This is a genomic window from Clostridium pasteurianum, from assembly GCF_001705235.1.
GTDB lineage: Bacteria > Bacillota > Clostridia > Clostridiales > Clostridiaceae > Clostridium_S > Clostridium_S pasteurianum_A.
In genome coordinates, this window is sequence record NZ_MCGV01000001.1 from 917346 (window position 1) to 943661 (window position 26316).

Genomic DNA, 26316 nt, shown 5'->3' on the forward strand with positions numbered 1-26316 from the left:
CACAAATTTTAATGCGTTATATATAAATAAGTCCACTCTAAAATTTTAACGCTTTAAGCGGATAACTCATCTCCATGGTTCTATTTCACATATTTGAATTACTGACCTTCCATCATCATCAGCTCGCTTTAAATCTTAATATGCTACTTTCCACTTCATAGACTTTAACATTACTTATTATGTTATATATTACTACTTATTATACTTTACAATTAGATATTAATCAATATCCTTCGCATTTATAAACAATATTTCCATCTATTATAGTATATATTGTTTTGGTGAAAGTATCCATAGGATTATCATTAAATATAGCAATATCTGCATCTTTCCCCTTTTCAATACTTCCAACTCTATTATCTACACCACAAATCTCAGCTGCATTTATAGTTATTGCCTTAAAAGCTTCTTCCATTTTCATGCCCTCTCTAACAGAAAGTCCTGCGCATAATGAAAGATACTGTATTGGAACAACAGGATGATCCGTTATTATTGCAGTTTTTATGCCTTCAGATGATAATATGCCTGGAGTTTTAAGTGTTTTATTTAAAAGCTCACTTTTTGATCTTGAACTCATTAGTGGACCCACAAGAACTGGAAAACCTGAATTTTTAATTTCATCACTTATTAGATGCCCTTCTGTACAGTGATCCAGTGTTATTTTCAAGTTAAATTCCTTTCCTATTCTTATTGCCGTTAATATATCATCAGCCCTATGTGCATGTATCTTAAGTGGTATCTTCCCATCAATAACTGGAATTAAAGCTTCCATTTTTAAATTCTTATCAAAATTTTCCCCTTTAGCTTCTGCTGATATTTTTTTATATCTGTAATTTTGTGCATTTGTAAGAACTTCTCTTAAAAGACCTGCAATTGCCATTCTTGTAACTGGAGACTTTCCCTTTCTTCCATAAACTCTTTTAGGATTTTCTCCAAATGCTGCCTTAACTGCAGCAGGTTCAAGTACAACCATATTATCAATGCATTTACCAAAAGTTTTCATAAAAACGAACTGCCCGCCAATTACATTTGCACTTCCAGGGCCTGTCATAACTCCTGTAACCCCTGCCATAACCGCATCCTTAAATGCTGAATCCATTGGATTTACCGCATCTATCGCCTTAAGATCTGGAGTCACAGGATTTGCTATTTCATTAATATCAAGTCCCACATTTCCAATATCCTGCTCATCAATTCCTATATGACAATGCGCATCAATTATCCCCGGCATTACTGTAAGATTAGAAGCATCAATTACCTCCATGTTTTCACTTTCTTTTATATTTTCAGCTACTTCAACTATTTTACCCTTTTCTATAAGAATGCATCCTTTTTCATAATTGTCATTTGCCATAGTCATTATTTTACCATTTTTTATAAGAAGCATATAATTCCCTCCCTGTACTAATATAATTAATATTAACACACACTAATTAAATTACCTAGTTTAAATGCAGTATTGAATTATTATGTGGATAATATTATAATTATTGTTATATGTGGTGTTATAAACCACTTTAAGAGTTTACCTGTTTACTATTATAGGTTTTATAATACAAATATTTATTTTTACATATATAAGGAGGAAAAAATGGATCATTTAATAACTCTTTTTATGGGGGCTCTGCAAATAACTCTCCTTGATATGGTTTTAAGCGGCGATAATATCGGTGTTATTGCCCTTGCTACAAAAGATTTACCTAAAAATCTAGCCAAAAAAGCTTCTTTTATTGGAGTCATTGCTGCTGTCTCATTGAGAATAATCTTTGCATGCCTAATTACTTATATACTAATGATTCAATGGCTTCCAATTAAATTAGTTGGTGGCATAATTTTAGTTAAAATAACCTGGGATTTTATAAAACCAGAAGACGAGAGTTTTAATCCTACTCAAATACATAATTCAAAAAAAATGCTAGCAGCCGTTGAAAGCATAGTAATTGCTGATTTTACAATGAGCCTTGACAATGTACTAGCTATTGCTGCCGCTGCAAAGGGCCATGTAGGCTTAATTGTATTTGGTTTGATTTTAAATATCCCAATAATATTTTGGGGAAGTCAGTATGTAGCAAACTTAATGCAAAAATACAAAATAGTAATATACATAGGCGGTGCAGTACTTGCTCATACATCTTTTTCAATGATATTTCAAGATAATCTCATTGCCTCAGTTGTTCCATATTTTGTAGGAAATTTTATATCATATAGCGCTGCATTATTAACAATAGTATACGGCATTTACAGAATTGTAACTGAACCTAAAAAAGGACGCTCTACTAGAAGTCAGGATGAATCAGCTATAACAAAGAAGTGAAGTAAAGAAACAATATTTTAGAACATTAAATAAAGCTCATAAGTCTAAGCTTTATTTAAATCGTTCCAAAATATTGTTTTTTTACTTAAAAATAAAAACAAGGAAAATTTTTCTCTGCTTCGCTGTAAAAATGGGTATGCTAATTCAATTACACCCAATAAAAATTTTCTATTTTTCTTAATAACTTCCATTTCCTTTTTTATTTTGACAAAGCCCTTTATTTTTTTGCATAAAGATTCTATAATTTATATATAATATCTTTGTTAATTAGAAGTTATTGTGTTTTAATGTAAAAACATCTTAAAACGCTTTATTTTATAACTCTAAAGGGGGAACTACTCAATGAAAAAGACTAGAAATTCTTTAATATTAAAAAGATCCATTGCAATTTTATCCATAGCAGTAATAATTTTGGGGCTTATATACATTGTTAAAGTGAATTTTTTAAGTTCATCTAAGAAAGTACAGAAAAATGTTCCCACAAAAATGGCAGCATCAAATAAAGTAAAAAATAAAAAAGTTCAAAAAGTAGTTTATCTTACATTTGATGATGGTCCATCAGCTAACGTAACCCTACAAATACTTGATACCCTAAAAAAATATAATATAAATGCCACATTTTTTGTAACAGGTAAAAATTCCATAATAAATAAACTAACTCTTATAAGAGAAAGTCGTGATGGCAACGAAATAGCTTTAAAAAGTTTTAACAATGATACTAAAAAAATATATTCCTCACCAGAAGCATATATAAATGACCTTAACGAATGCTCTGATATTTTAGGCACTGTACTGCAAAATAATAAATTCAACAATAAACTGATACGATTTCCAGGAGGTTCTAATGTTGTAAATAAAAAATTCACAAATTCAATAAAAAAGGCTGGCTATACGTTTGTTGATTGGAATCTAGATTCTAAAGATTCAGTCATAAATAAGCAAAACTCCTCATCCGAAATCATAAACCACATTAAAGCTTCTTATGGGAATAACGATAAATTAATAATACTAATGCATGACTCAGCTTCTAACGGATCTACTTCGGTAGCTCTACCTGAGATAATAGAATTCTTAAAATCGCAAAATTATATTTTTAAAACTTTATAATAGCTTTGAAGCAATTACAACATATAATAATTTTATGTGTTATAATTGCTTTATTAATAGATTTTTTAGGAGGATTTATTATGCAAAAAACAAAAATGATTTTTACAATAGGCCCCTCTAGTGATACAGAGGAAAAGCTAAGAGAACTAATTAATGTTGGAATGAACGCTGCAAGATTAAATTTTTCACATGGCACACATGAAAGTCACAAGGAAAAAATGGATATCATAAGAAAACTCAGAAAAGAGTTAAATAAGAATGTTGCCATTGTAGTTGACATTAAAGGACCAAAAATCAGAACCCATAATTTTGAAAATGATAAGGCTGAAATTAAAAAAGGTCAAAAGTTCACAATAATATGTGGCGAAGAAATTTTAGGTAACTCAGAAAAATGTTCAGTTTCATATGAAAATCTTTATAATGATGTAAAAAAAGGTGGTCTACTTCTCGTTGATGATGGTCTTTTAGAATTTAGAATAGACGACATAGTAGATAAAAGCATAATATGTTCAGCTATAAACAGCGGGGTTATCTCAAATCATAAAGGGGTAAATGCACCTGGTGTTTCAATAAGTCTGCCTGCTGTAACTGAGAAAGATGTATTAGATTTAAAATTTGCCTGCGAAACAAAGGCTGATTTAGTTGCTGCTTCATTTATAAGAAAGCCTGAAGATGTAACTGTAGTAAGAAATATACTAAATGAAAACGGCGGAAAAAATATAAAAGTAATTCCTAAAATAGAAACTCAAGAGGGTGTTGATAACATAGACAAAATCATAGAGCTCTCTGATGGAATCATGGTTGCAAGAGGAGATATGGGAGTTGAAATCCCTATAGAAGATGTTCCTGGAATACAAAAAATGATAATAAAAAAATGTAATGATGCGGGTAAAATAGTTATAACTGCAACTCAAATGCTTGATTCTATGATAAGAAACCCAAGACCAACAAGAGCAGAAGCTTCCGATGTAGCAAATGCAATATACGATGGAACTGATGCTATAATGTTAAGTGGTGAAAGTGCTAGCGGATTATATCCAATCGAAGCTGCTGAGACTATGTCAAAGATAGCTCAAAAAACAGAATCACAAATAGATTACACAAAAGCTCTTAATGAAAGAAAAGACGAGGCTATAACAAAAATTTCAGATGCTATAAGTCTTGCTGCATGTTCAACTGCTGCTGAGCTTAAAGCTGCTGCTATAATAACAGCAACTCAAAGTGGTATAACTGCAAGAATGGTATCTAAATTCAGACCTACTTGTCCTATAATTGCTGTTACACCTCATGACTGGGTTGCAAGAAGTCTTGCTCTCAATTTCGGTATAACACCTATTACATCAAAACAAGTACTCTCTACAGATGAACTTATATCAGAATCAATAACAAGAGCACTAAGTGAAGGCCTAATTAAGAAAGGTGATTTAGTGGTTGTTGTTGCAGGAGTTCCTGTAGGTAAATCTGGAACTACAAATATGTTAAAGCTTCAATACGCTTAAAGTTCAAAATAGCAGATAAAAGTACTTTTATCTGCTATTTTAATTCATCTAAAATTTTTCTAACTCTATCACATCTATCATTTACATTCTTATTTCCTTTAATTTTCTCATTCAATAAAAAATTATTGTAATTAATAAGTCCCAATTTTATTATCCAAATTTCCTCATCATCACATAACATAATATTCTTTTTCAAAACAATCACCTCTATGAATGATTATTTCCACTACTGCACTTTTTAAACTCACACAAAATGAATGTTGAAAATTTATCGCTTATTTTGTATAATGAAAAGTAAATACATTTTTTATTAATGTATTTTATTTATACTATAAATTAGGGAGGCATTATTGTGGAAAAGACTATAAACGGATATCTCTTTAAAGGCAAAAGTGATTCTATAAGTATATATAAAGACGGAAAGCTCATAAAATCTAACGTCATGAACGGTATATTATTTCAAGAAACCTTTGATAAAATCACTGAAAAATTAGCTAAAGAATTATCATCTTCTGAAAATAATATGGAACTATAAATTATAATAAATAAAAAATGTAGAGAGCTTAAGCTCTCTACATTTTTTATTTATTATAATTTTATTTAACTCTCTCTTCTAACAACTTATATAAGGATTCATCATAATAATCATTAAGCATATCTTCATAATAAAATGAACCACCCATAATTCGCTTTATTACATCTCTTGTTTTGTAGCCTTCTTTATATAACTTAAAATTTTTAGTCATACTTTTAGCTTGTCTTTGATTGATTTGAAGCAATTTTATTAAGTCCTTAAGCTTATAATATTCATTTGGCAAAAGTTCTTCAATCTTTTTCTGCATAGCTAATTTGTACTTTAAATCAATTTTTCTATTTTTGTGAGGTCCGTTAATCCCCCTGTGGTGTTCGTCACATAAATAAACATAATTAAGAGGAAAATCAAGTCCACCTTGACTTTTATACACTATATGATGTCTTTCACCATCTTTTCCGCATACAACACATTTTTCTCCCCTCAATAAATCACCGCTTCCTAATTAAGTATTATATTATTTACACTTATATTTTACACCAAATATGTTCTAAGAAAAAGTGTTTAAACAAATTTTCAAACACTTTTTCAAACCATTTATAATAATATAGTGCATAATCTGCATTTTAAATGTAATTTATGTTATATTATTATTTGATTACATTAATTATAAACAAAGGATGATTTTATTTATGATAGAACTTATATTAGCTTTTACCTTACCTATATTTTTAATTATTGTTGCAGTGCTATATAATCAAAGAAAAATATCCTTTCTGAATAAAAGCTTCACAGGTATTTATTTAGTTTTTGCTCCCCACATTATTTTATTCTATTATCTTTTTAGTAACTACACTAAAATCGGACAAACTCACATTGTATGCAAATGGATTATTTTAATTGAAATATTTATTTTTATTTTTTATACTTGGATAAAAGTAAATATACTTCCAACCATTAAATTGGAAAATGTAAATACACGTTTAAAGCTAATGATAGCAGGAAGACAAATTGTACTACTAGGCTTATATACACTCTTTCTTCAAATACCACTGTACATAATTTATTTTACAGAATCATGGCATTTAATCATTCCTAAACATATTTTTATAATAGATCTTATTATTGCAATATTATTTATACTTACCTTGCTTGCTAACGGAATGCTGCGAATATTATGTACTTCAAAAAGATTAAATATAGTTAAAAGATTTATAACAGCTTTTATGTCTCTAATTCCAATTATAAATATTTTTGCAATGCTATATGCATGTCACGTTGCAGCAATGGAATACGATCATGAATGTTATAAAGTAAATATTAATAAAGAGCGTGTTCATTCAGAAATTTGTAAAACAAAATATCCACTTGTTTTAGTTCACGGGGTTGGCTTTAGAGATTTAAAATATATTAATTACTGGGGAAGAATTCCTAGAGAATTAATTCGTAATGGAGCCACCATTTATTATGGAAATCAAGAGGCTTGGGGAACAGTCCAATATAATGCACACGATATAAAAAATAAAATTCTTCAAATTATTAAAGAAACAGGCTGCGAAAAAGTAAATATTATCGCTCACTCAAAGGGTGGATTAGATGCACGTTACATGGTTAGCAAACTAGGCATGGGCAAATATGTTGCATCTTTAACAATGATGTCATCACCACATAGAGGTTGCAAATTTGTTGATACAGCTTGCAAAATTCCTGATAAAATCTATAAGACTGTTGCCAAATTTTTTGATAAGTATTATAAAATCTTAGGCGATAAAAATCCAGATTTTTATACAGCTAGTAGACAATTCTCAACTTATCACAGTATGAATTTTAATAAAGAAGTAACAGATGTACCTGATGTTTATTATCAAAGTTATGCATCTGCAGTAAAAAATATATTTAGCGACTATGTGGTATCTATTCCTTATATTTTTTCAAAATTAACCGCAGGTGAAAATGATGGACTAGTATCCATTGACTCTGCAAAATGGGGGGATTTCAGAGGAGTCTTAAGAAATAATCATAGACGTGGTATTTCCCATGGAGATATCATAGATTTAAGAAGAGAAGATTACAAAGGTTTCGATATATTAGAAAAATACGTTGAGATTGTATCTGAACTAAAAAATAAAGGATTTTAATGGGAAGTAACAGTATTTTAGAACATTAAATAAAACTCATAAGACTAAGCTTCAAATAATGAAAATACTAAGAAATTTTAATAACTCGCTGAAAAAAAGCTCAAACAAATTAAAATTTCTAAGTCTTTTCATTATTTGGAGCAAAGTCTTATTGAGTTTTATTTAAATCGTTCTCAAAATACTGTTACTTCTCATAGAAGGTAGAGGCAAGGAAAATTTTCTTCCGCTCTGCTGCGGAAAATCCGAATCAAAAGTTTATACAGAGTTAAACTTTTAATAACTCGCTGAAAAAAAGCTCAGACAAATTAAAATTTCTAAGTCTTTTCATTATTGGGAGCAAAGTCTTATTGAATTTTATTTAAATCGTTCTCAAAATACTGCTACTTCCCATAGAAGGTAGAGGCAAGGAAGATTTTCTTCCGCTCCGCTGCTGAAAATCTGAATTAAAAGTTTATACAAAGTTAAACTTTTAATAACTCTATGAAAAAAATCTAATTAAAAATCATAAAATTTCTAAGTCTTTTTATGATTTTTAATTAGATTTTTTTATTAAGAAATTGAATTTATTAATCGTAAAAATTAAAATAGCCTGTATTTTATAAAGAAGGATAATGGGTCTTTAACCCAAACCCCGGATATGATAATTATCCTTCTTTACCAAAATATAATATATTTTTGTATTTATAATAATATATTATATTTTATTGGTAACCCAATATAACCTGAACCCCAGTTAGGATAAGATTTATAGAATTTTTTTAATGTTACAAATCAATGTTAATTCACTTTATTTTTATTTAGTACAACAACATTAAATTTTATAACAAGCTTACAAACTTATCTATAAATGCATCTGCTTCCTTAAATTCTTTGTCACTAGGTACAAACTTAAATCTAAATCCTGCATCAGGTATTTTAAATTTTAAAGACTTTAATCTATCCATCATCATTGGAACACCTTCGCCGCTCCATCCATAAGAACCAAAAGCAGCTGCTGCCTTTCCCCTGTTTATTATTGGACAAACTGAAGAAAGTAAATCCCACACAGGTTTTACAGCATCCTGATTTATTGTAGGAGATCCAACTAATATACCATCTGCATTATCTACTAAGCTCACTATATTACCCATTTCCATCTCAGTTATTTCATGCACATCTGCTTTAATGCCTTTTTTGTTTATGCCTTCACATAAATATTTTGCAACTTTACCTGTATTTCCATATGCTGTAATATAAAATATTTGCACATTTTTTTCATCATTTACTTTTGGTTTTGCCCAGCTCCTATAAAGTTCCATGCTTTTTTCTATATTCTTCACATGAACCGGTCCGTGACTTGGAGCTATCATATTGAGCTTTAAATCCTTTATTTTATCAAGACCCATATTTACGAATCTCTTAAATGGTGACATTATTACATCAAAATAATATTTCATTTCTGGAAGATAATCTTCTTTAACCGCATCCGTTATTTTACCTTCAGGGCAATAGTGGCAGCCCATAACATCACATGTAAATAATATTTTATTTTCTTCATTATAAGTGAACATAGTGTCTGGCCAGTGCAAATTAGGTGCTGATATGAATTTCAAAGTATTTTTTCCTAAATTTAATTCTTTAACAGCCACAGCATCCAAGCTTTCAAAATCATCATTCACTATTTCCTTTAAATACATGTTAGCTGCTTTAGTTGACACAACCTTAGCTTCTGGGTACTCCTTTATTAATCTATACATTGAACCACTGTGATCTAATTCTGTATGTTGTACTATTATATAATCTACTTTTTTATCTCCTATTACACTTCTTATATTAGCTAAAAACTCATCAAAAAATCCATCTTTTACACTATCAATTATTGCGATTTTATCATCATTAATTAAGTAAGAATTATAAGTTGAACCTTTTTTAGTATCCATTATTATGTCGAAAACCTTTAGTTCCTTATCTTTTACACCAACCCAGTATACATCATTTTGAAGCTTTTCAATACTCATTTTAATTCCTCCTCAATACTATATTGTTACTTTTATAACATTTACTATACATATAGTATAACATATTTTGGAGAAAAATCAATAATAATTATTAAATAGTATTAATTATTATTTAATAAGCTTAGATTTCTTTCCCTTAAAGAAAATATACTCATAATGAAGTGCTCTAGTTAAAGCAACGTACAATATTTTTTTATCAAGCTCAGTATCCTTATAATTTTCTTCATTGCAATTATAAAGGATGCTACAATCAAATTCTAAGCCCTTAGTAATATATGATGGTATTATTATTTTACTAACTTCAAAGCTCTTGTCATTTTCCCTTATTAGCTTCCATTGATTCTTACTATATTTTCTTAAAGTATCATTGATTTTTTTGCACTCATCGTAAGTTTTACCTATAATAGCTATGTTTCTCTTACCTAGTTTATCTAATTTTTCTACTATACTGTCAACCTTTTCTGCAAATTCCTTGTTAGCCATAAATTCTATTACTTTTGGACTATCACCATGCCTTAATACTGGTTTTGCCGGTTCTAAATTTATATTTTGTTTTTTCAAAACTTTATTTGCAAACTTTATTATTTCAACAGTAGAACGATAACTCTGACTTAATGCTGTATAATTAAAATTATCCTTAAACACATTATTTTTTAAAGTATTCCAATCATTTATACCCTTATAGTAATATATACCCTGTCCTAAATCTCCTACTATTGTAAATGAACTGCTACTACAAAGATTTTTCAAAGCTGCAAATTGAAATACACTATAATCCTGTGCTTCATCAATTATTATATGTTTAAAATTAAATTTATCATTTCCCTCTATATTAAACTTTATATAAAGCATTGCTGCCAGATCATCACTATCTATTGTCTTCTTTTCCCTATTTTTATTAAAATCTTTTTTCATATAACTCCAAAGTTTTTTTGTCACTTTGTCATTAACTATTTCATCATATATACTCTGATCATTAAAAAATCTATCTAAAATCACACCTGTATCAGTATGCTTCCAATTCTCAAAGTATTCGTCCATGACATTCTTTACATTTTTAACTATATAATTTTTCTCACTATCTCTTTCATCATATATTTTTATTAACTGTTTTCTTCTTTCTGCGCCATCTATCATATTCCTTTTTAATCTTGCAATATTATATTCATACCTAAATGATACCTTATCTAAAATACTTTTAACTTTATCTTTTAGCTTAAGATTAAAATATTTTTTTATTTCTTCTTTTCTGTTATCAATTGGTAAATGCTTCATATCCTCTACAAAAAGCCTTTTAATTTCAGCTTTTTCAAAAAGAACATAACCTGATATTTTAATATCATCTACATCACAATCTTTTTCTTCTATGTTTTTAAGATATTCATCTATCATACTTTTAAACAAAAGAGAGCCTTTAAACTCACTTGCCTTAACAACAAGCTTCTTTTCCTCATCTTTTTTATCTTCAAATATATATGCAAGTTTTTTGTCCTTAGTATAAACTCTTGATTTCACTCCTAAAACTTTACGAGCTATATCTTCAAAAGTTTCCTGCTTAACTGTATTTGCACCAAGACTAGGTAGAACGTCTGAAATATAGTCCAAGAAAAGCTTGTTAGGAGCCACTACAAGGACATCTTTACCGCTTAGAGACTTATTATACTTATAAAGAAGATATGCCAATCTATGGAGCGCTATGGTGGTTTTTCCAGAGCCGGCAGATCCCTGAACTACCAGTGCAGAATTCTTTTCACTTCTTATAATATCATTTTGCTCCTTTTGAATAGTTGCAACTACATCCTTAAGTTTGCTGCTAACATTTTTCTCTAAGTTTATTTTGAGAAATTCATCAACTAAATTATTTTCTTCATTATCATCAGATCTTAAAATGATTTCATTTATTCCCTCATCAAAGGCATCTTTTAGTTTTTTATCCTCAACAATAAATTTTCTCTTTAAATAAAGCTCTCCATCCACGTACCCTGATGAAACTCTATAAGACACCTTACCTGCTGTACCACTATAATACAAATCAGCAATAGGTGCCCTCCAATCTATTATTTTTTCCTCTCCGTTTTTACTATCACCAAGTCCAAACTTACCAATATAGTAACTTTCAATCTCGGTGCTTCTTTTTTCCCTGAAATCAATCCTCGAAAAATAAGGCACTATTTTTGCTTCATTATATCTCTGAAGACTTTTATGAGTTATATTGTAAAGTTTCTCGGTTATTTCAAGTTCTTCACTGTATTTACCCTTTGACTGCTTCTTTAGTACTCCTATTTTATTTTCAAATTCCTCATTATCCTTCTCTATAGTAGATATCTGACCATCTATCCATTTTTCAGTATCTTCTAATTTATTTTTTTCATATTCAAATTCTTTCTTTTCTATAGACAAAATCGCACACCACCTTAGAAATCCTATAGTTAAATATATATTTATTATATTAATAAGTCAATATTAGCAAGTTATTTTGTATTGATAAATAATCAACAAAGTTGTATATTATATTTAATGTATATACACCTGTATACACCAAAATAATTTACTGTATCTTGCTTACAATAAAAAAGGAGTGTACTTATTAATGGATCAAAATTTAAAAGAAAAAATTCTAGAACTAAAACGCAAAAAAAACGCTGTAATTCTAGCTCACTATTATCAAAGACCCGAAGTACAAGAAATAGCTGATTTCATTGGTGATTCATATTACCTAAGTAAGATTGCTAAAGAAAACACAGCTGATACAATTGTATTTTGCGGCGTTAAATTCATGGCTGAAAGCGCTAAAGTTCTATCACCCCAAAAGAAAGTTCTACTTCCACAACCTAAAGCTGGATGTCCAATGGCAGACATGGCAACTGCAGATGAACTTAAGAAATTAAAAAATCAGCATCCTAATGCAAAGGTAGTATGTTATATAAATTCTTCAGTTGAAGTTAAAGCTCTTTCAGACACCTGCTGTACTTCATCAAACGCAGTAAAGATAGTAAAAACAATAGATTCTGATGAAATAATATTTTTGCCAGACAAGAATTTAGGTTCATACGTTCAAGAAAAGGTTCCAGAAAAGAAAATAATACTATGGAATGGTTTTTGCAGAGTTCACAATATGATAATCCCTCCAGATATAGATGAAATTAAAAATAAATATGGTGATATGAAAATTTTAGCTCACCCAGAATGCTGGAAACCAGTAAGGGATATGGCAGATTTTATAGGCAGCACAGGTGCAATGATAGACTATGCCGAAAAAGATACAGCCTCAAATAAATATCTGGTTGTAACTGAAACAGGAATAATGTACAAAATGCAGGAAAGAGTACCTAATAAACAATTTTATACTCTAAATAATATGGTATGCGTAAACATGAAAGCAACACATTTAGAAGATGTTTATAACAGTCTTTTAAATTCTACTTTTGAAATAAATATAGAAGAAAATTTGAGAGAAAAAGCACTTACTTCCCTTGAAAATATGTTGATACTTGGAAGGTGATTTATTTATGGATTTATACACTGACGTATTAGTGATAGGCACAGGTGTTGCAGGTTTATATTCTTCTTTATCCTTAAATAGGGATATAAAAGTAACTTTGCTCACAAAATCAACAGTCTCTGAATGTAATACTTATCTTGCTCAAGGTGGCATATCAACTGCATTGAATACAGAAGACGAGCCTCTTTTTGTAGAAGATACTTTAAAAGCTGGACAATATAGAAACATAAAAGAATCTGTTGAAATACTTGCTTCAGAATCCCGAGAAAACATAAGAGAATTAATAAATATAGGAATGAATTTTGATAAAAATAAAGATGGCAGCTTAAATTACACAAGGGAAGGAGCCCACAGTGTAAACAGAATAGTACACAGCACAGATGAAACAGGTAAAGTTGTTTTTGAAACATTACTAAATGAGGTAAAAAAAAGAGACAACATAAAAATCATAGAAAATATAGCTGTATTTGATTTAATCTCTCAAAATAATGTGTGTTTTGGAGCAACAGCTATAAAAGATAATACTGTCTATGACATTCATTCAAAAGCTACTATTTTAGCCTGTGGGGGCATAGGTGGAATATTTAAGAACTCTACTAATCAAAGAACCCTTACAGCAGACGGAATTGCTATGGCATTAAAAAACGATATTGAGGTACGTGATTTAAATTATATTCAATTTCATCCTACAGCACTTTATGATGGAGGAAAAAATGAAAAGAAATTTTTAATATCAGAATCCGTACGAGGAGAGGGCGGTAAGCTCCTAAACATAGAAAATGAAAGATTTATAAACGAACTTCTGCCACGAGATGTAGTTGCAAATGCAATATATAAAGAAGAAGAAAAAGACAATAGTAACTATGTATATCTTGATATAACCTTTATGGATGACGACTTCATAAAAAACAGATTTCCTGGCATATATAACGAATGCCTAGATAGAGGACTTGATATAACAAAGAACAAAATTCCAGTAAGCCCAGTACAACATTACTTCATGGGTGGAATAAAAGTTAACTTTAATAGCTTAACTTCAATGAAAAACTTATATGCCTGCGGAGAAGTTAGTAGTACTGGCGTACATGGTGCCAATAGACTTGCAAGTAACTCCCTTCTTGAAGGATTAGTTTTTTCAAGACGTGCTGCTAAAAATATAAATAGCAACATTTCTGAAATTACTACAAAAGATATAAAAACAGCCTTTACAGTAAATGATGCATTAAATGCTATAGAAAATAACAGAAATATTGTAATAGAAAAATTCAAATCCATTTTAGGAGAAAAGAAAAATGAACTTATCAATATATGATGATTTTATAAAGAGAGAATTAAATGATGACGGCGCTTACAATGACATAACTACAAATTCAATTATAGCTAAAAATTCTAAAAGTACTGCAGAAATAATTTCAAAGGACAATGGCATTATAGCAGGAACAGGCATATTTAACAGAACTTTTGAGCTATTAGAAGATGCTTCTTCAGAATTTAATGTTAGCGATGGTGATTTAGTAACTAAGGGACAGGTAATAGGAAACGTTCATGGCAATACACGTTCTCTTTTATCTGGTGAGCGGACAGCACTTAATCTTCTGCAAATGTTAAGCGGTATAGCAACAACAACTTACAATTTAAGTAAAAAGTTAGATGGCACAGGTGTAAAATTACTTGATACAAGAAAAACCACACCAGGTATGAGACTTTTAGAAAAATATGCTGTAAAGGTTGGCGGAGGATTCAATCACAGATTTGGTCTTTCTGATGGGATTTTAATAAAAGACAATCACATAGACGCAGCTGGAAGTATAAAAAATGCAGTTCATCTTGCCAGAAAAAATTCTTCTTTTGTTCGAAAAATAGAAGTTGAAACTGAAACTTTAGAAGAAGTAAAAGAAGCCATTGAAGCTAAAGCTGATATAATTATGCTTGATAATATGGATGCTGACACAATTAAAGCTGCTGTACAATTAATAGATAAGAAAGCTTTAATTGAGGTTTCTGGAAATATAACTTATGAAAATATAAAAGAAAAAGCAGTTATAGGAGTTGATTATATCTCATCTGGAATGCTTACTCATTCCTTTAAGGTTTTAGATATAAGCATGAAAAATTTAAGAAATGAAAATTAAGTTATATGACAAAAAGCATATTTTCGAAAACGAGAATATGCTTTTTGTCATATAACTTATAGTAGATGTAAATTTTATTTTATTTTCATAAATCAAATACTTACTTTTGTGGTAAAATACTATTTGGATTAAAACCCTACTTTAGGATATAAGATTTTTCTAATTTATTCAAAGCTGCAAAGGAGGCACATTATGAAGCACTTAAAAATTGCTTGTACTAAAAATTCTAAAAATTTCTTTTCAACTGACAGATGTTTAATTTCAGTTGAAAATACTGATTACACAGATGTATCTGCAGTTATATTAACTGATTCAAATATAGATATAATTAATAAGGTGTATAATACAAAGTTTGAAATCCCTGTATTTGTTGTTTCAGAAAAGAAATCTAACCTAGATAATAATCTTCTTAAAAAAGTTTATCGTATAATTGATGAAAATAATCTTGATAAAAGCACGTTTTCAAAGGAAATTGAAACTGCTGCAAATGAGTATGAAGAAAATTTATTGCCGCCATTCTTCAAAGTGTTAAACAGTTACGCTGAAACAGAGAATTTACAATTTGACTGTCCCGGGCATCAAGATGGCGAATATTTTAAAAAGCATCCAGCTGGTAGATACTTTTATGATTTCTACGGCGAAAATATTTTTAAATCGGATATTTGTAATGCTGACGTTGAATTAGGAGATTTACTAATCCATGAAGGTCCAGCCATGAAAGCTGAAGAGCATGCAGCAAAAGTATATAATGCTGACAAAACCTATTTTGTAATGAGTGGAACCAGTGCTTCAAACTCCGTAGTTGCAAACGCTGTAGTAGCACCTGGAGATTTAGTTCTATTTGATAGAAATAACCATAAATCTGTATATAATTCTGCTCTAATTCAATCAGGCGGAAGACCTATATACTTAGAAACTTCACGAAATCCATTCGGCTTTATTGGTGGAATTGATGAACACTGCTTCAATGAAGAATATTTAAGAAAATTAGCATCAAAAGTTGATCCAGAAAAGGCCAAATCAAAAAGACCTTTTAGATTAGCCGTAATCCAACTTGGAACCTATGATGGAACAATTTATAATGCTAGGCAGGTAGTTGACAAAATCGGACATCTCTGCGATTATATTTTATTTGACTCTGCTTGGGTTGGATATGAACAATTTATACCTATGATGAGGGACTGCTCTCCATTACTATTGGATTTAAATGAAGAAGATCCTGGAATATTTGTAACGCAATCTGTTCATAAACAGCAGGCTGGATTCTCCCAGGCATCACAAATTCATAAAAAAGATAAGCATATTAGAGGTCAAAAACGTTACGTTGATCATAAAAGGCTTAATAATTCATATATGCTGCACGCTTCTACCAGCCCATTCTACCCATTGTTCTCTGCACTTGACATTAATGCAAGGATGCAGGAAGGCGAAGCTGGTAAGCGCTTATGGTTAGATTGTGTAAAGCTTGGAATTGAAGCCAGAAAATCAGTTTTAAGAAATTGCTCGCTTCTAAAGCCATTTATTCCACCAGTTGTTAATGGAAAGAAGTGGCAAGATTATGATACAGAAGAAATTTCTAATAACATTGAATTTTTCAAGTTTCGTCCAGGTGAAAAGTGGCACTCATTTGAGGGCTATGGTAAAGATCAATACTTTGTTGATCCTAATAAATTTATGTTAACAACACCTGGAATCAATGTAGAGACTGGTGAATATGAAGATTTTGGTATTCCCGCCACTATACTTGCAAGTTACTTAAGAGAACATGGAATTGTACCAGAAAAAAATGATTTAAATTCTATATTATTTCTACTGACACCGGCAGAAAGTCCAGAAAAAATGGATAGACTTTTATCTTCACTAGTTAAATTTGAACAAGTTATAAAAAATGATACTCCTTTAAGCAAAGCACTGCCGCATCTTTATAATAAATATTCAGAGCGCTATAAAGGATATACAATTAAAAGGTTATGTCAGGAAATGCATAATTTTTATAAGAAGAATGATGCAAAAACTTATCAAAAGAAGTTATTTAGAGCAGCTTCATTCCCAGAGCAGGCAATTACTCCTCAAGAAGCTAACTGGGAGCTAATAAGAAATAACACTAAACTTGTTAATATAGAAAACATTGTAGGCGAAATAGCCTTAGAAGGTGCTCTTCCATATCCACCAGGAGTTTTCTGCGTTGCTCCAGGCGAAAGGTGGAACACAGTAGTTCAAAAATATTTCTTGATATTAAGAGACGGCATAAATGAATTTCCTGGCTTTGCTCCAGAAATTCAAGGAGTATATCTTGAAAATGAAGATGGTCGTATTAATGCCTATGGATATGTTCTAGATAAAGAATCAAACTAAAGCAACAAAACTATTCTCTGCAAACCCAGAGAATAGTTTTATTGCTTTTTTCTTATTCAAAAATATAATACATTTCTTTAGTTTCAACCTTGCCGTCATTTATGTATTTATTAATATCAATATTAAACTTTTCTATGTGAATATGCTTATCAAATTTATTCTGTTCTTTTAGTTTCTCCTTTATTTCCTGCTCCTCTTCTTTTACATTTAATCTATGTAAAAATGGAGGAAGCCAGCTTCTCTTATTAAATTTCAGGTAATCAAACTTTACTATTTCTTCTAAAACAGAATTATCCTCATGCAAAATTTCCGAATTAAAATCAAGAAATACTTTGTAATAATTGGCAGAAGATATATTCCTATAGAAATAACCTTTGTCATAAAAATACTTAGAAAGTGCATAATAAAAGTCAAACGGATTATCAAACTTTGAAATCATAAATTTAATTATATTGTTAAACTTACCAGTATTATAGTATTTATCTACCACTGCATCTACACGCTTTAATTTCATTATTTCATAGAAATTCATATCCCTAGTTTTCAAAATTTCATAAGGATGATATGGAGAATATGACATGCCCCATTTTTCTGCTTCTTGTCTCATTGAAGAACCTTTTAAAAGCTTTAAAAATCCAACTTGAAGCTTTTCAGGCTTTATAGAATAAACATCATTAAAAGAATTTCTAAATGACTCAAAATCCTCACCAGGAAGCCCAACTATTAAATCTAAATGCTGATTTATGTTATTTCCTTCTTTTATTGCCATTACTATTTTCTTTATATCCTTAAATTCTATAAACCTATTTACATTTCTAAGTACCTGATTATTTGTAGACTGAACACCGACCTCAAATTGAAATCTACCTTTAGGCGCATGTTTTAAAAGCTCTATTTCTTCTTCTGTTACAATATCTGCTGTTATCTCGAAGTGAAATACAGTTTCCGTATCAAGTTCCATTAAATATTTCCATATCTCCATGGCAAACTTAGGATTAGCATTAAAAGTTCTATCAACAAATTTAACTATTGTCACCTTTTTATCCACAAAAAACTTAAGCTCTTTTTTAACTCTATTAACATCTAAAAAATACACACCTTTTATTGTTGAAGAAAGACAATACTTGCAATTAAATGGACATCCTCTTGAAGACTCATAATACACTATTTTATTTGATAAATCATCATCCTCCTTATATGGAAAAACCAAAGTATTCATATCCATAGCTTCTCTTTCCCCGCCAAAGAGTATTTCATTATTTTGTGTTTTACTGTATAAGCCCTTTATCAAAATGTCTCTTCTATAAAATCCATTTTGAAGCTTCCACTTAAGAAATTCTCTAAAAGTCTCTTCGCCTTCACCTTCTATTAGAAAGTCACCTACACTATTCAGTAAAAACTTTCTGCAATCAAATGATACTTCTGGACCTCCATAAAGTATTTGTATGTTTTCATCTACTTTTTTTATTAAAGTACCCAATTTATCAACATACTCACCATTCCAAATATAGCATGAGAATGCTACAATATCCGGTTTTTCATGCATTATTTGCTCAAATACTCTTTCTATCCTATCGTTAATAGAAAACTCCCTTATTTTTATTTCTAAGTCCAAATCTTCTGTATAGGCCTTTAAATATCTCACTGCCAAATTGCTGTGTATAAATTGAGAATTTATCGCTGTAAGAAGTACTTTTTTCATTAACTTTACCTTCCTCTTTCTGTGCCTTTATGTAATATATGTCGTCAGAACATTTTACATCTATAATTTTAAAATATTTTTTCATCATATTGCAAATTTTACTGCAGGAATTATCAACTAATATATTAAAATCGTTGACTTGTATATCTTTTATCTTCATTTCTGGTAAGACTATTCTTATACTTTTTCTGAAGGTTTTAAACATTGCTTTATCCATATCCCACAGATAAATTACAGCATTATCTTTCATGAAATTATACATGTCCAAAAAAAACTTATTTTTATCTCTATCTAATTTTAAATCTTTAAGTGCAAAAAAACAAACACAATTGTCATAAGCATCTTTATTTATGTAGTCTTTTTGATTTTTTCCTGAAACATAGTTTACATCTATACTATCACTATTTTCTTTACATAACTCATACACTATTCCATAATTATCACTGCCAACATCTAAAACATTTCCATGAAGAACCTCATTTTCAAGATTAATAAATAATTTATCCATAGATATACCCCCTAAATAATTTTTCTCATATATTTATAGATATTATTTATTCGCAAAAATATTACATAAATCTAAGTGACAGTATTTCAGAACATTAAAAAAATTTTATAAATCTAAGATGAAAAAAGCATAAAATCCTAAGAGTTTTCAATAACTCACGCAGTTCAAACAAATTTAAAACTCTAAGTATTTTATGCTTTTTTCACCAAGATTTATTAAAATTTTTTTCAATCGCTCTGAAGTACTGTCACTTAGATTTAAAAAGTAAAGTAATGAAACTATTCATCCGTACCTACGGAATACTATCGTACAAATAGATGATTTTCCGCCGCTTCACCTAAAAAATCTACCTTTTAAAAATGTAAAACTCCAAGTATAATTACATTACCATTTTAGAATAAGAATCCTTTTTACATACAGCTTCATATATTTCATAATAATCCATCATAAGACCAGCTGTACTCATTTGAGCCTGATATATTATATAATTAGATATTGTAAGATACCTACTATCCTTGTCTCTCACTTCAGCATATTTGTTGTATACCTTATTAGCTACCATAGCATTCTTTCTAATATAATCCTTCATACTGTCACTTCTAATTAACTCATCTGCTTTCATAAATCTATAACCTGACAAAAATTTTTGGATAATCCACATTTCAAAGTTTCTATGTTTTTTTAAAAGTCTGTTATTAACATGCTGTGGAACCGTAGAATCTTGAATTATATGACAAGCCGCACCAAAATAAAATAGCGACTTTCGCTTATCTCCTGCCTTTAGATAACATATTGACATATTATAATACTTTTGGCTTTCCACAACAGCATTAGAAAAACCGTATAAGCCCCTTCCCTTCTGAAAATCAAAAAAGTGATTTGTGGATTTAAAATCTTGATCTGCCCAAACAGTGCCCTTATTTATTTCGTCAATATTGTCACTAAAAAACCTATACTGATTTTCAAGTTTTTTATTTTTTAGTATTTCAATTGCAAGTGAATTTATATATTTATGAATAACACATGTAGTCTTTATTATCTTCTTTTTAACAGGATTTATTACTAAAAATATTCCTCTAACAGTTTTACCATAAGTATTTTCAAAGTTTTTCTTCATATTTTCCCCCCTAATTTTTCTTAAGTCCAAATATCAGTATGATTGCAGCCGATACTCCCATTATACATATTAATGAATACACAATTTTCTTATCTACTAAGACATTTTTTTCAGAGCTTTCTTTATAAAACTGAAGTAAACATCCCTCCCTAGAATCCAGAGCATACATACCATCATGAAAGACATGAATAGATTTAATTAGTGACTTATGAGTAAAGACTATGTCTCTTTCATCTTCACTTCCATACATTCTTAATATACAATTGTCAGTTTTATCATATACAAAAACACTATCTTTTATCCCTAAAAATCCATTTTTATCTACTGCTAGTGTATCTAAAGCACCAACTTTATCATATTCATAAATAGGTGCTGGCGGATTTATATTCGGTACTTTGTCGAGTATTCTTTTATTTCTATTTTTAAATTTAGGAGAATCAATTGGATCACCACCGCTGTAATCCGGCCATCCATACCATTTCCCTTTACCTATTTCATAAATATAGTCACTGTCCCCTTTAACAGGCCTACTGCCTCTATCTTCCATACCTCCTACAGCTGCTATTATTTTGCCCCTGTTATTAAAATCCATACCTGTTACATTTCTTATGCCCCATGCAAAAGTTTCCGCAGCATCAGTTTTTATGTTGTATATTATAATGGAACTATTTCCCGGAAAATGTCCTGGTATTATCTGCCCTTTTATATTAGGAGTTTTATATGAAACAAAAGCTCCAGTATTTCCGGACCCAAAATTTATTCCTTTAAGTGTAATATTTTTAGGTGTTACATCAAAACTATATGGATTTTCATCAATCCATTTATTATCCTTTCCTACAACTCCATTATTAGTGACTGAGCCTATAGAAATATACAGGTACTTATCAGTAGCTAATAACTGTACATTTTTATAATCTCCAAAATTAGGTATATTATTTATTATCTTCACTAATTTTTTCTTCTCTAAATCATAGCAATATACATCGTGGCCTGAGGAAAAGTATAGCTTATTATTATGATACACTAAACACATTATATTTTCACTAATATTATTTACTATAACTGAAGTTTTTCCATTACTATATACAGCTTGTATCTTATTTTTATAAGCTATATAAAAGTTTTTATTTTCATCCTTAGCAAAATCTACTGCATCCCTAATACCTTTAAATTTTATTTGATACTTTATATTATTTTTACATTTAACAGTGTAATCACTATGTATATATGAATGTGTAATTCCAACCGCTGCAAATATAAAAATAACAAATATAAAAAACCTAATGATTCTTTTCACTCTATCCTCCCGTAAGGCACTTAAAATGCCTAAATTAAATTCTCTCATATTTAATATATTAATAATAACAAACTATATTCATTAGATTTTTGGTATATATTTTATAAAGGTATACATAAGTATTATCTGTAATAATAATTTTGCGGAGAGAAGTATGAAATTAGATAGTTTTTATAAGGATACAATAGTATTAACCATATCAAATTTTGCAACAGGAATATTAAAATTTATATTTTCAGTAATTTTGTCAGAAAAGCTGGGTGCAGAAGGTGTTGGATTATACCAATTAATCATGCCTGTTTATGACTTATTTTGCTGTATAGTATGCGGCGGTCTTAATATAGCTGTATCAAGAAAAGTAGCCATGCTATCAAGTAAAAGTGATTATTCTAATATGAATTCACTTGTTAAAATTTGTTCTCTATTCAGCTTTATTTGGTCATTATTTATAAGTCTTGTTATGTTTTTTAGTTCAAACTTTATAGCAAGATCTTTTATAAAAGACATGCGTGCTCTATATTCACTTGAAGTTGTTTGCCCGGCATTAATTTTCATAACATTATCATCTATTCTTAAAGGATATTTTTATGGTATTTCAAAAGCAAAAATACCAGCATACATAGACATACTTGAAAAGGCCGCTAGAGTTGGCATTGTCCTTGCCGTAATAACTATACTAATGCTTAAAACAATTTCAAGTACAGTTACAGCTGTTTATGCTGTTCTAAGTTTTGGAGAATTTATAAGTTTAGTTGCCCTTTATTTAGTATTTTTATTATACAAAAAAAAATTTGGACTCTCTAGTTCAATTATTGAAAGTAAAGGTCAAATTATTTTTGATGTATTTTCAGTTTCATTACCACTTTGCGTAAACGGATTTGTATCATCATTACTTGCTGCTGCTTCAACACTCATACTTCCAGTAAGACTTGTACACGCTGGTTTTTTGCACAGCGAGGCATTGTCCATAATAGGTAAATTTTCTGGAATGGCATTAAATATAACATATTTTCCAATTGTAATTATTTATTCTATGGCAACAGTTCTAGTTCCTGAAATTTCTCAAAATTTGAACATAAGAGATTACTACAGCATAGAAAAAAGAATTGGTGAAGTTTTAAAAATATCATTTTTTCTCGGCACAATTACCTTACTTGTATGCTTAAGTATACCTAATCTGCTTGGAAAAGTATTTTTTGATAGAAATGATTTAGGTTATTACATAGCAGCCTCAGCTATATCTATGCCAATTTCCTATGCTTCAGCTTCAACTTTTGCCATTTTAAGCGGTCTTGGCAAACAAAATAAATTGCTTATAAATTCTCTTATAGTGTCTGTAGAAGAACTTGTTTTACTTTATGCCTTAACTGGAATACGTGCAATAAATATTTATGGATATGCAATAACCCTTTTTGTAACAGGAGTTACTGGATATTACCTCAATATGAAAGACATTAGAAAAGATTTCTATATACACTTTTATTTTATAGATATATTTATAGATTTTTTGATGTGCGTACTTATATATCTTGTGCTCAGTATATTAAATAATATCATTCCAAACAGATTAGTATTAGTAAAAGCATCCATTATAATGTTAGTTGGTTTTTCTTTATTCACTTTCCTTATTGCAAAAATCAAAAATAAATTAAAATAATGCAAAATAATATTGCTTTACCTAGCTTAAATGAAAGACTATTTTTTCTCCGCCTCTCTTAAAAATTAAAACTATATATTTATTATTCCTCGTAAAACATATTTAGTTATACTTTCTACAATAATATCAATGTCATTATTTTCATTACCATTCACAAGTTCATATACTGCTTCAGAACACAAAATGCCCAAAAAAGTGTATGCTAAAAACTTAGTTTCACCTTTCTTTATAATTCCCTCATCCATAGCTTCTTTTAAACTTTTTTGTATTTCAATTATATAACTTTCTATCACTTGCCTGAGTTCTTCCTGCCTGCGTTCATGTCCCCACACTTGACTCATAATTACATTAAAGAAATTTTTATTCTCACATAACATAACTACTTGATTTTTACATAAAGACATTAATTTATCTAAAGATTTTTCGTCTCCATTGATTGTTTTTTTTATATTTTTTCTTATAAACTTTATGCTCTCTGATATAGCGTATTTAAATATCTCTTCCTTACTTTTAAAATAATAATAAAGTGTTCCCTTAGAAACTCCAGCATTAGATGCTATATCATCCATAGTTGCTCTATCGTAACCGTTACAAGAAAAAACTTTAATGGCAGCGCCAAATATATCCTCTTTAGTTTTGTTCATAATTCCCCCCATTTATGTTGTTTATAATGACTAGTCAGCATAAGCATATAGTATAACATTTATGATTAATAAACAATATTTTATTATTACTTATAGCACTAATCTAGAAATGACAAAAAATAATATTAACTCAAGCATAGAAATTCTTTAATATTAATTTCATGTCTGAGTCAATATTTTGACTTTATTCCCTCATCATATTCATTATTCTATTCGGTATATGTCTTTTTAATTTACTTGGCATAGATTCCATATCTCTCTTCCTTATGCCTCCTATAAATACTAAGACAATGCCATATACTACAACCGCAGCTAACATTGCAACCATTAGCGCTATTAAATTAACAAGATATTGAACTTTAAGTACATATCCTATAGAAAAATTCAAAATATAATATACACCATAAGCGGCCCCTCCCATGAAAATAGATGCAAAAAGAGGCTTTTTAATAAATCTGAACATATGAAATTTTACATGATGCATAGATTTTTTCATAAGTAAATAATTTAGCAGTATAGTCGTACTAAAACCTAAGATACTTCCAATTATAGTACCATATATATTTATCTTTGAATTTGCAACTAAAATATAATTAGTTGATATTTTAACCACTATACCTATTATAGAGTACAGTGTAACGGAATATAATTTACCTGCTCCCTGCAGTATGCTTGTCTGAACCTGAAGTAAACACATAAATATTAAAACCTCCGCGCCCATGAGCATAATCTTATATCCTGACAATGAATTTGAATAGATAAACTTATAAATTGGTTTACTTAAAATAGATAGACCTACTGCTGAAGGAATCGCTATAACAAAACATAGCCTAAAAGCATAATTTATTTTACCTGCTACTTTTTTTCTGTCTCTAACCGCCACTGCCGCTGAAATTGCTGGTAAAATTGCTACCGCAAGTGCACTTAAAACTGCTATGGGCACATTTATAAGTGTCTGATACTGTGCCAAACTTCCAACAAGACCTGTAGCCTTATAGTCTTGAATTCCTGCTATAAGAAGTCTCGCTTTAGTGTTTGTAGTATCCAATAGGTTTCCTAAATTCTGCATGCCAATGCAAACTGTTATTGGGAACGCATAATTAGCAATTCTATTTAATATTGCCCTGCTTGATCTTCTTCTAACTCCTTCTGGATTTGTTCTGCCTATACCATTTCTTCTATCCATCCCATAAGTTATTATTAAATATAAAGCCGAGACAAAAGCACCTAATGTTGTACCAACAGTAGCACCTGCACAAGCCTGTTCAACACCATTTTTAAGAAGCAGTGCTGCAAATGCTAAAGAAAATATAGTATTAAAAAACTGCTCCAATACCTGAGAAACAGCTGTAGGTACCATATTGCCATTTCCCTGAAAGTAGCCTCTATATGTAGACGATATTGACGTAAACAAAATTGCAGGACTCAAAGCCATAACCGAAAGCTTTGCCTGTGGAAATTTCATTGCTACTGCAATATATTTTGCAAATACAAACATGATTAGTCCCATTACAAGTCCCAAAGTTATAAGAATAGCTCTGCACATTTTGAAACTTTTATTGGCATCCTTGTAGTTTTTTGTAGCTACAAATTCTGAAACCAATTTAGAAATAGCTACCGGCACACCTGCATTTGTAAGCACATATACAAATGCATAAATTTGATACGAAACACTATATATCCCAACAGATGTGGAACCACCAAGTATTTTAGTTAAAAGTGGAACATAGAGTAACGATAATAATTTACTTACAATAGTTCCCATGGAAAGTACTGCGAACCCTTTAGAGGTAGATTGTTTCTTCATAAGACTTA

21 protein-coding genes and 1 other annotated feature (1 of these 22 cut by a window edge) are annotated in these 26316 nt (G+C 29.8%); of the genes, 10 read left to right on the plus strand and 11 right to left on the minus strand.

Going from position 1 to position 26316, the window contains the following annotated elements:
• Nucleotides 1-168 (minus strand) — a binding site (T-box leader); it reaches 54 nt to the left of the window's first position.
• Between the two features lie 55 nt (nt 169-223).
• Complete coding sequence (locus tag BEE63_RS04255) at nt 224-1387, minus strand: amidohydrolase (protein WP_066020196.1); 1164 nt, start codon at nt 1385-1387, stop codon at nt 224-226.
• 204 nt (nt 1388-1591) lie between these two features.
• On the opposite strand from BEE63_RS04255, the gene BEE63_RS04260 reads away from it, so the two are divergent.
• The 3 genes from BEE63_RS04260 to pyk all read left to right on the plus strand — a co-directional run bounded on the left by BEE63_RS04260 (nt 1592) and on the right by pyk (nt 4920).
• On the plus strand, nt 1592-2314 hold the full coding sequence (locus tag BEE63_RS04260; RefSeq protein ID WP_066020197.1) for a TerC family protein: 723 nt from the start codon (nt 1592-1594) through the stop codon (nt 2312-2314).
• Nucleotides 2315-2656: 342 nt separating this feature from the next.
• The gene (locus tag BEE63_RS04265) at nt 2657-3421 is read left to right on the plus strand and encodes a polysaccharide deacetylase family protein (RefSeq protein ID WP_066020198.1); all 765 of its coding nucleotides are present in this window, start codon (nt 2657-2659) and stop codon (nt 3419-3421) included.
• A gap of 80 nt (nt 3422-3501) precedes the next feature.
• The gene (pyk, locus tag BEE63_RS04270) at nt 3502-4920 is read left to right on the plus strand and encodes a pyruvate kinase (RefSeq protein ID WP_066020199.1); all 1419 of its coding nucleotides are present in this window, start codon (nt 3502-3504) and stop codon (nt 4918-4920) included.
• Between the two features lie 34 nt (nt 4921-4954).
• Here the strand turns inward: pyk and BEE63_RS21585 are convergent, their stop codons facing one another.
• Entirely contained in the window at nt 4955-5116 is a 162-nt protein-coding gene (locus BEE63_RS21585; protein ID WP_157797097.1) for a hypothetical protein, read from the minus strand.
• 156 nt (nt 5117-5272) lie between these two features.
• Between BEE63_RS21585 and BEE63_RS04275 the strand changes: the two genes are divergently transcribed.
• Nucleotides 5273-5455 (plus strand): hypothetical protein, encoded by a 183-nt coding sequence (locus BEE63_RS04275; RefSeq protein ID WP_066020200.1) that lies wholly within the window; start codon nt 5273-5275, stop codon nt 5453-5455.
• Between the two features lie 61 nt (nt 5456-5516).
• Here the strand turns inward: BEE63_RS04275 and BEE63_RS04280 are convergent, their stop codons facing one another.
• Entirely contained in the window at nt 5517-5939 is a 423-nt protein-coding gene (locus BEE63_RS04280; protein ID WP_066020201.1) for an HNH endonuclease, read from the minus strand.
• Nucleotides 5940-6144: 205 nt separating this feature from the next.
• Between BEE63_RS04280 and BEE63_RS04285 the strand changes: the two genes are divergently transcribed.
• Nucleotides 6145-7590: an esterase/lipase family protein gene (locus BEE63_RS04285; RefSeq protein WP_066020202.1), complete on the plus strand. Its 1446-nt coding sequence runs from the start codon at nt 6145-6147 to the stop codon at nt 7588-7590.
• Between the two features lie 818 nt (nt 7591-8408).
• Here the strand turns inward: BEE63_RS04285 and BEE63_RS04290 are convergent.
• Together BEE63_RS04290 and helD are read right to left on the minus strand one after the other, a co-directional pair.
• Nucleotides 8409-9587: an FprA family A-type flavoprotein gene (locus tag BEE63_RS04290; protein ID WP_066020203.1), complete on the minus strand. Its 1179-nt coding sequence runs from the start codon at nt 9585-9587 to the stop codon at nt 8409-8411.
• A gap of 108 nt (nt 9588-9695) precedes the next feature.
• Nucleotides 9696-11987 carry an RNA polymerase recycling motor HelD gene (gene helD / locus BEE63_RS04295; RefSeq protein WP_066020204.1) on the minus strand — a complete coding sequence of 764 codons (2292 nt, stop codon included), beginning with the start codon at nt 11985-11987 and terminating at the stop codon, nt 9696-9698.
• 190 nt (nt 11988-12177) lie between these two features.
• Between helD and nadA the strand changes: the two genes are divergently transcribed.
• The 4 genes from nadA (at nt 12178) to BEE63_RS04315 (ending at nt 17576) form a co-directional block, all read left to right on the plus strand.
• Nucleotides 12178-13089, plus strand: a complete 912-nt coding sequence (nadA, locus tag BEE63_RS04300; protein ID WP_066020205.1) for a quinolinate synthase NadA — start codon at nt 12178-12180, stop codon at nt 13087-13089.
• A 7-nt stretch (nt 13090-13096) separates the two neighbouring features.
• Complete coding sequence (locus BEE63_RS04305; protein WP_066020206.1) at nt 13097-14401, plus strand: L-aspartate oxidase; 1305 nt, start codon at nt 13097-13099, stop codon at nt 14399-14401.
• The gene (gene nadC, locus BEE63_RS04310; RefSeq protein WP_066020207.1) at nt 14382-15221 is read left to right on the plus strand and encodes a carboxylating nicotinate-nucleotide diphosphorylase; all 840 of its coding nucleotides are present in this window, start codon (nt 14382-14384) and stop codon (nt 15219-15221) included. Before BEE63_RS04305 ends, nadC begins: the two co-directional genes overlap by 20 nt.
• Before the next feature lie 192 nt (nt 15222-15413).
• Entirely contained in the window at nt 15414-17576 is a 2163-nt protein-coding gene (locus BEE63_RS04315; protein ID WP_066020208.1) for an ornithine decarboxylase, read from the plus strand.
• A gap of 52 nt (nt 17577-17628) precedes the next feature.
• Here BEE63_RS04315 and BEE63_RS04320 read toward each other — a convergent pair whose 3' ends face one another.
• The 4 genes from BEE63_RS04320 to BEE63_RS04330 form a co-directional block, all read right to left on the minus strand.
• The gene (locus BEE63_RS04320) at nt 17629-19221 is read right to left on the minus strand and encodes a B12-binding domain-containing radical SAM protein (RefSeq protein ID WP_242874902.1); all 1593 of its coding nucleotides are present in this window, start codon (nt 19219-19221) and stop codon (nt 17629-17631) included.
• Nucleotides 19154-19786 carry a hypothetical protein gene (locus tag BEE63_RS21180; protein ID WP_242874683.1) on the minus strand — a complete coding sequence of 211 codons (633 nt, stop codon included), beginning with the start codon at nt 19784-19786 and terminating at the stop codon, nt 19154-19156. The genes BEE63_RS04320 and BEE63_RS21180 overlap by 68 nt, the downstream gene beginning before the upstream one ends.
• 379 nt (nt 19787-20165) lie before the next feature.
• Entirely contained in the window at nt 20166-20903 is a 738-nt protein-coding gene (locus BEE63_RS04325) for a phospholipase C (RefSeq protein ID WP_066020210.1), read from the minus strand.
• A gap of 10 nt (nt 20904-20913) precedes the next feature.
• The gene (locus BEE63_RS04330; RefSeq protein WP_066020211.1) at nt 20914-22200 is read right to left on the minus strand and encodes a PQQ-dependent sugar dehydrogenase; all 1287 of its coding nucleotides are present in this window, start codon (nt 22198-22200) and stop codon (nt 20914-20916) included.
• Between the two features lie 154 nt (nt 22201-22354).
• Here BEE63_RS04330 and spoVB point away from each other — a divergent pair, with 154 nt between their 5' ends.
• Nucleotides 22355-23857: a stage V sporulation protein B gene (spoVB, locus tag BEE63_RS04335; protein ID WP_066020212.1), complete on the plus strand. Its 1503-nt coding sequence runs from the start codon at nt 22355-22357 to the stop codon at nt 23855-23857.
• A 71-nt stretch (nt 23858-23928) separates the two neighbouring features.
• Here spoVB and BEE63_RS04340 read toward each other — a convergent pair whose 3' ends face one another.
• Nucleotides 23929-24501 (minus strand): TetR/AcrR family transcriptional regulator, encoded by a 573-nt coding sequence (locus BEE63_RS04340; RefSeq protein WP_066020213.1) that lies wholly within the window; start codon nt 24499-24501, stop codon nt 23929-23931.
• A gap of 184 nt (nt 24502-24685) precedes the next feature.
• Nucleotides 24686-26308, minus strand: coding sequence for a putative polysaccharide biosynthesis protein (locus BEE63_RS04345; RefSeq protein ID WP_066020214.1), 1623 nt, complete (start codon nt 26306-26308; stop codon nt 24686-24688).
• Between the last annotated feature and the right edge of the window lie 8 nt (nt 26309-26316).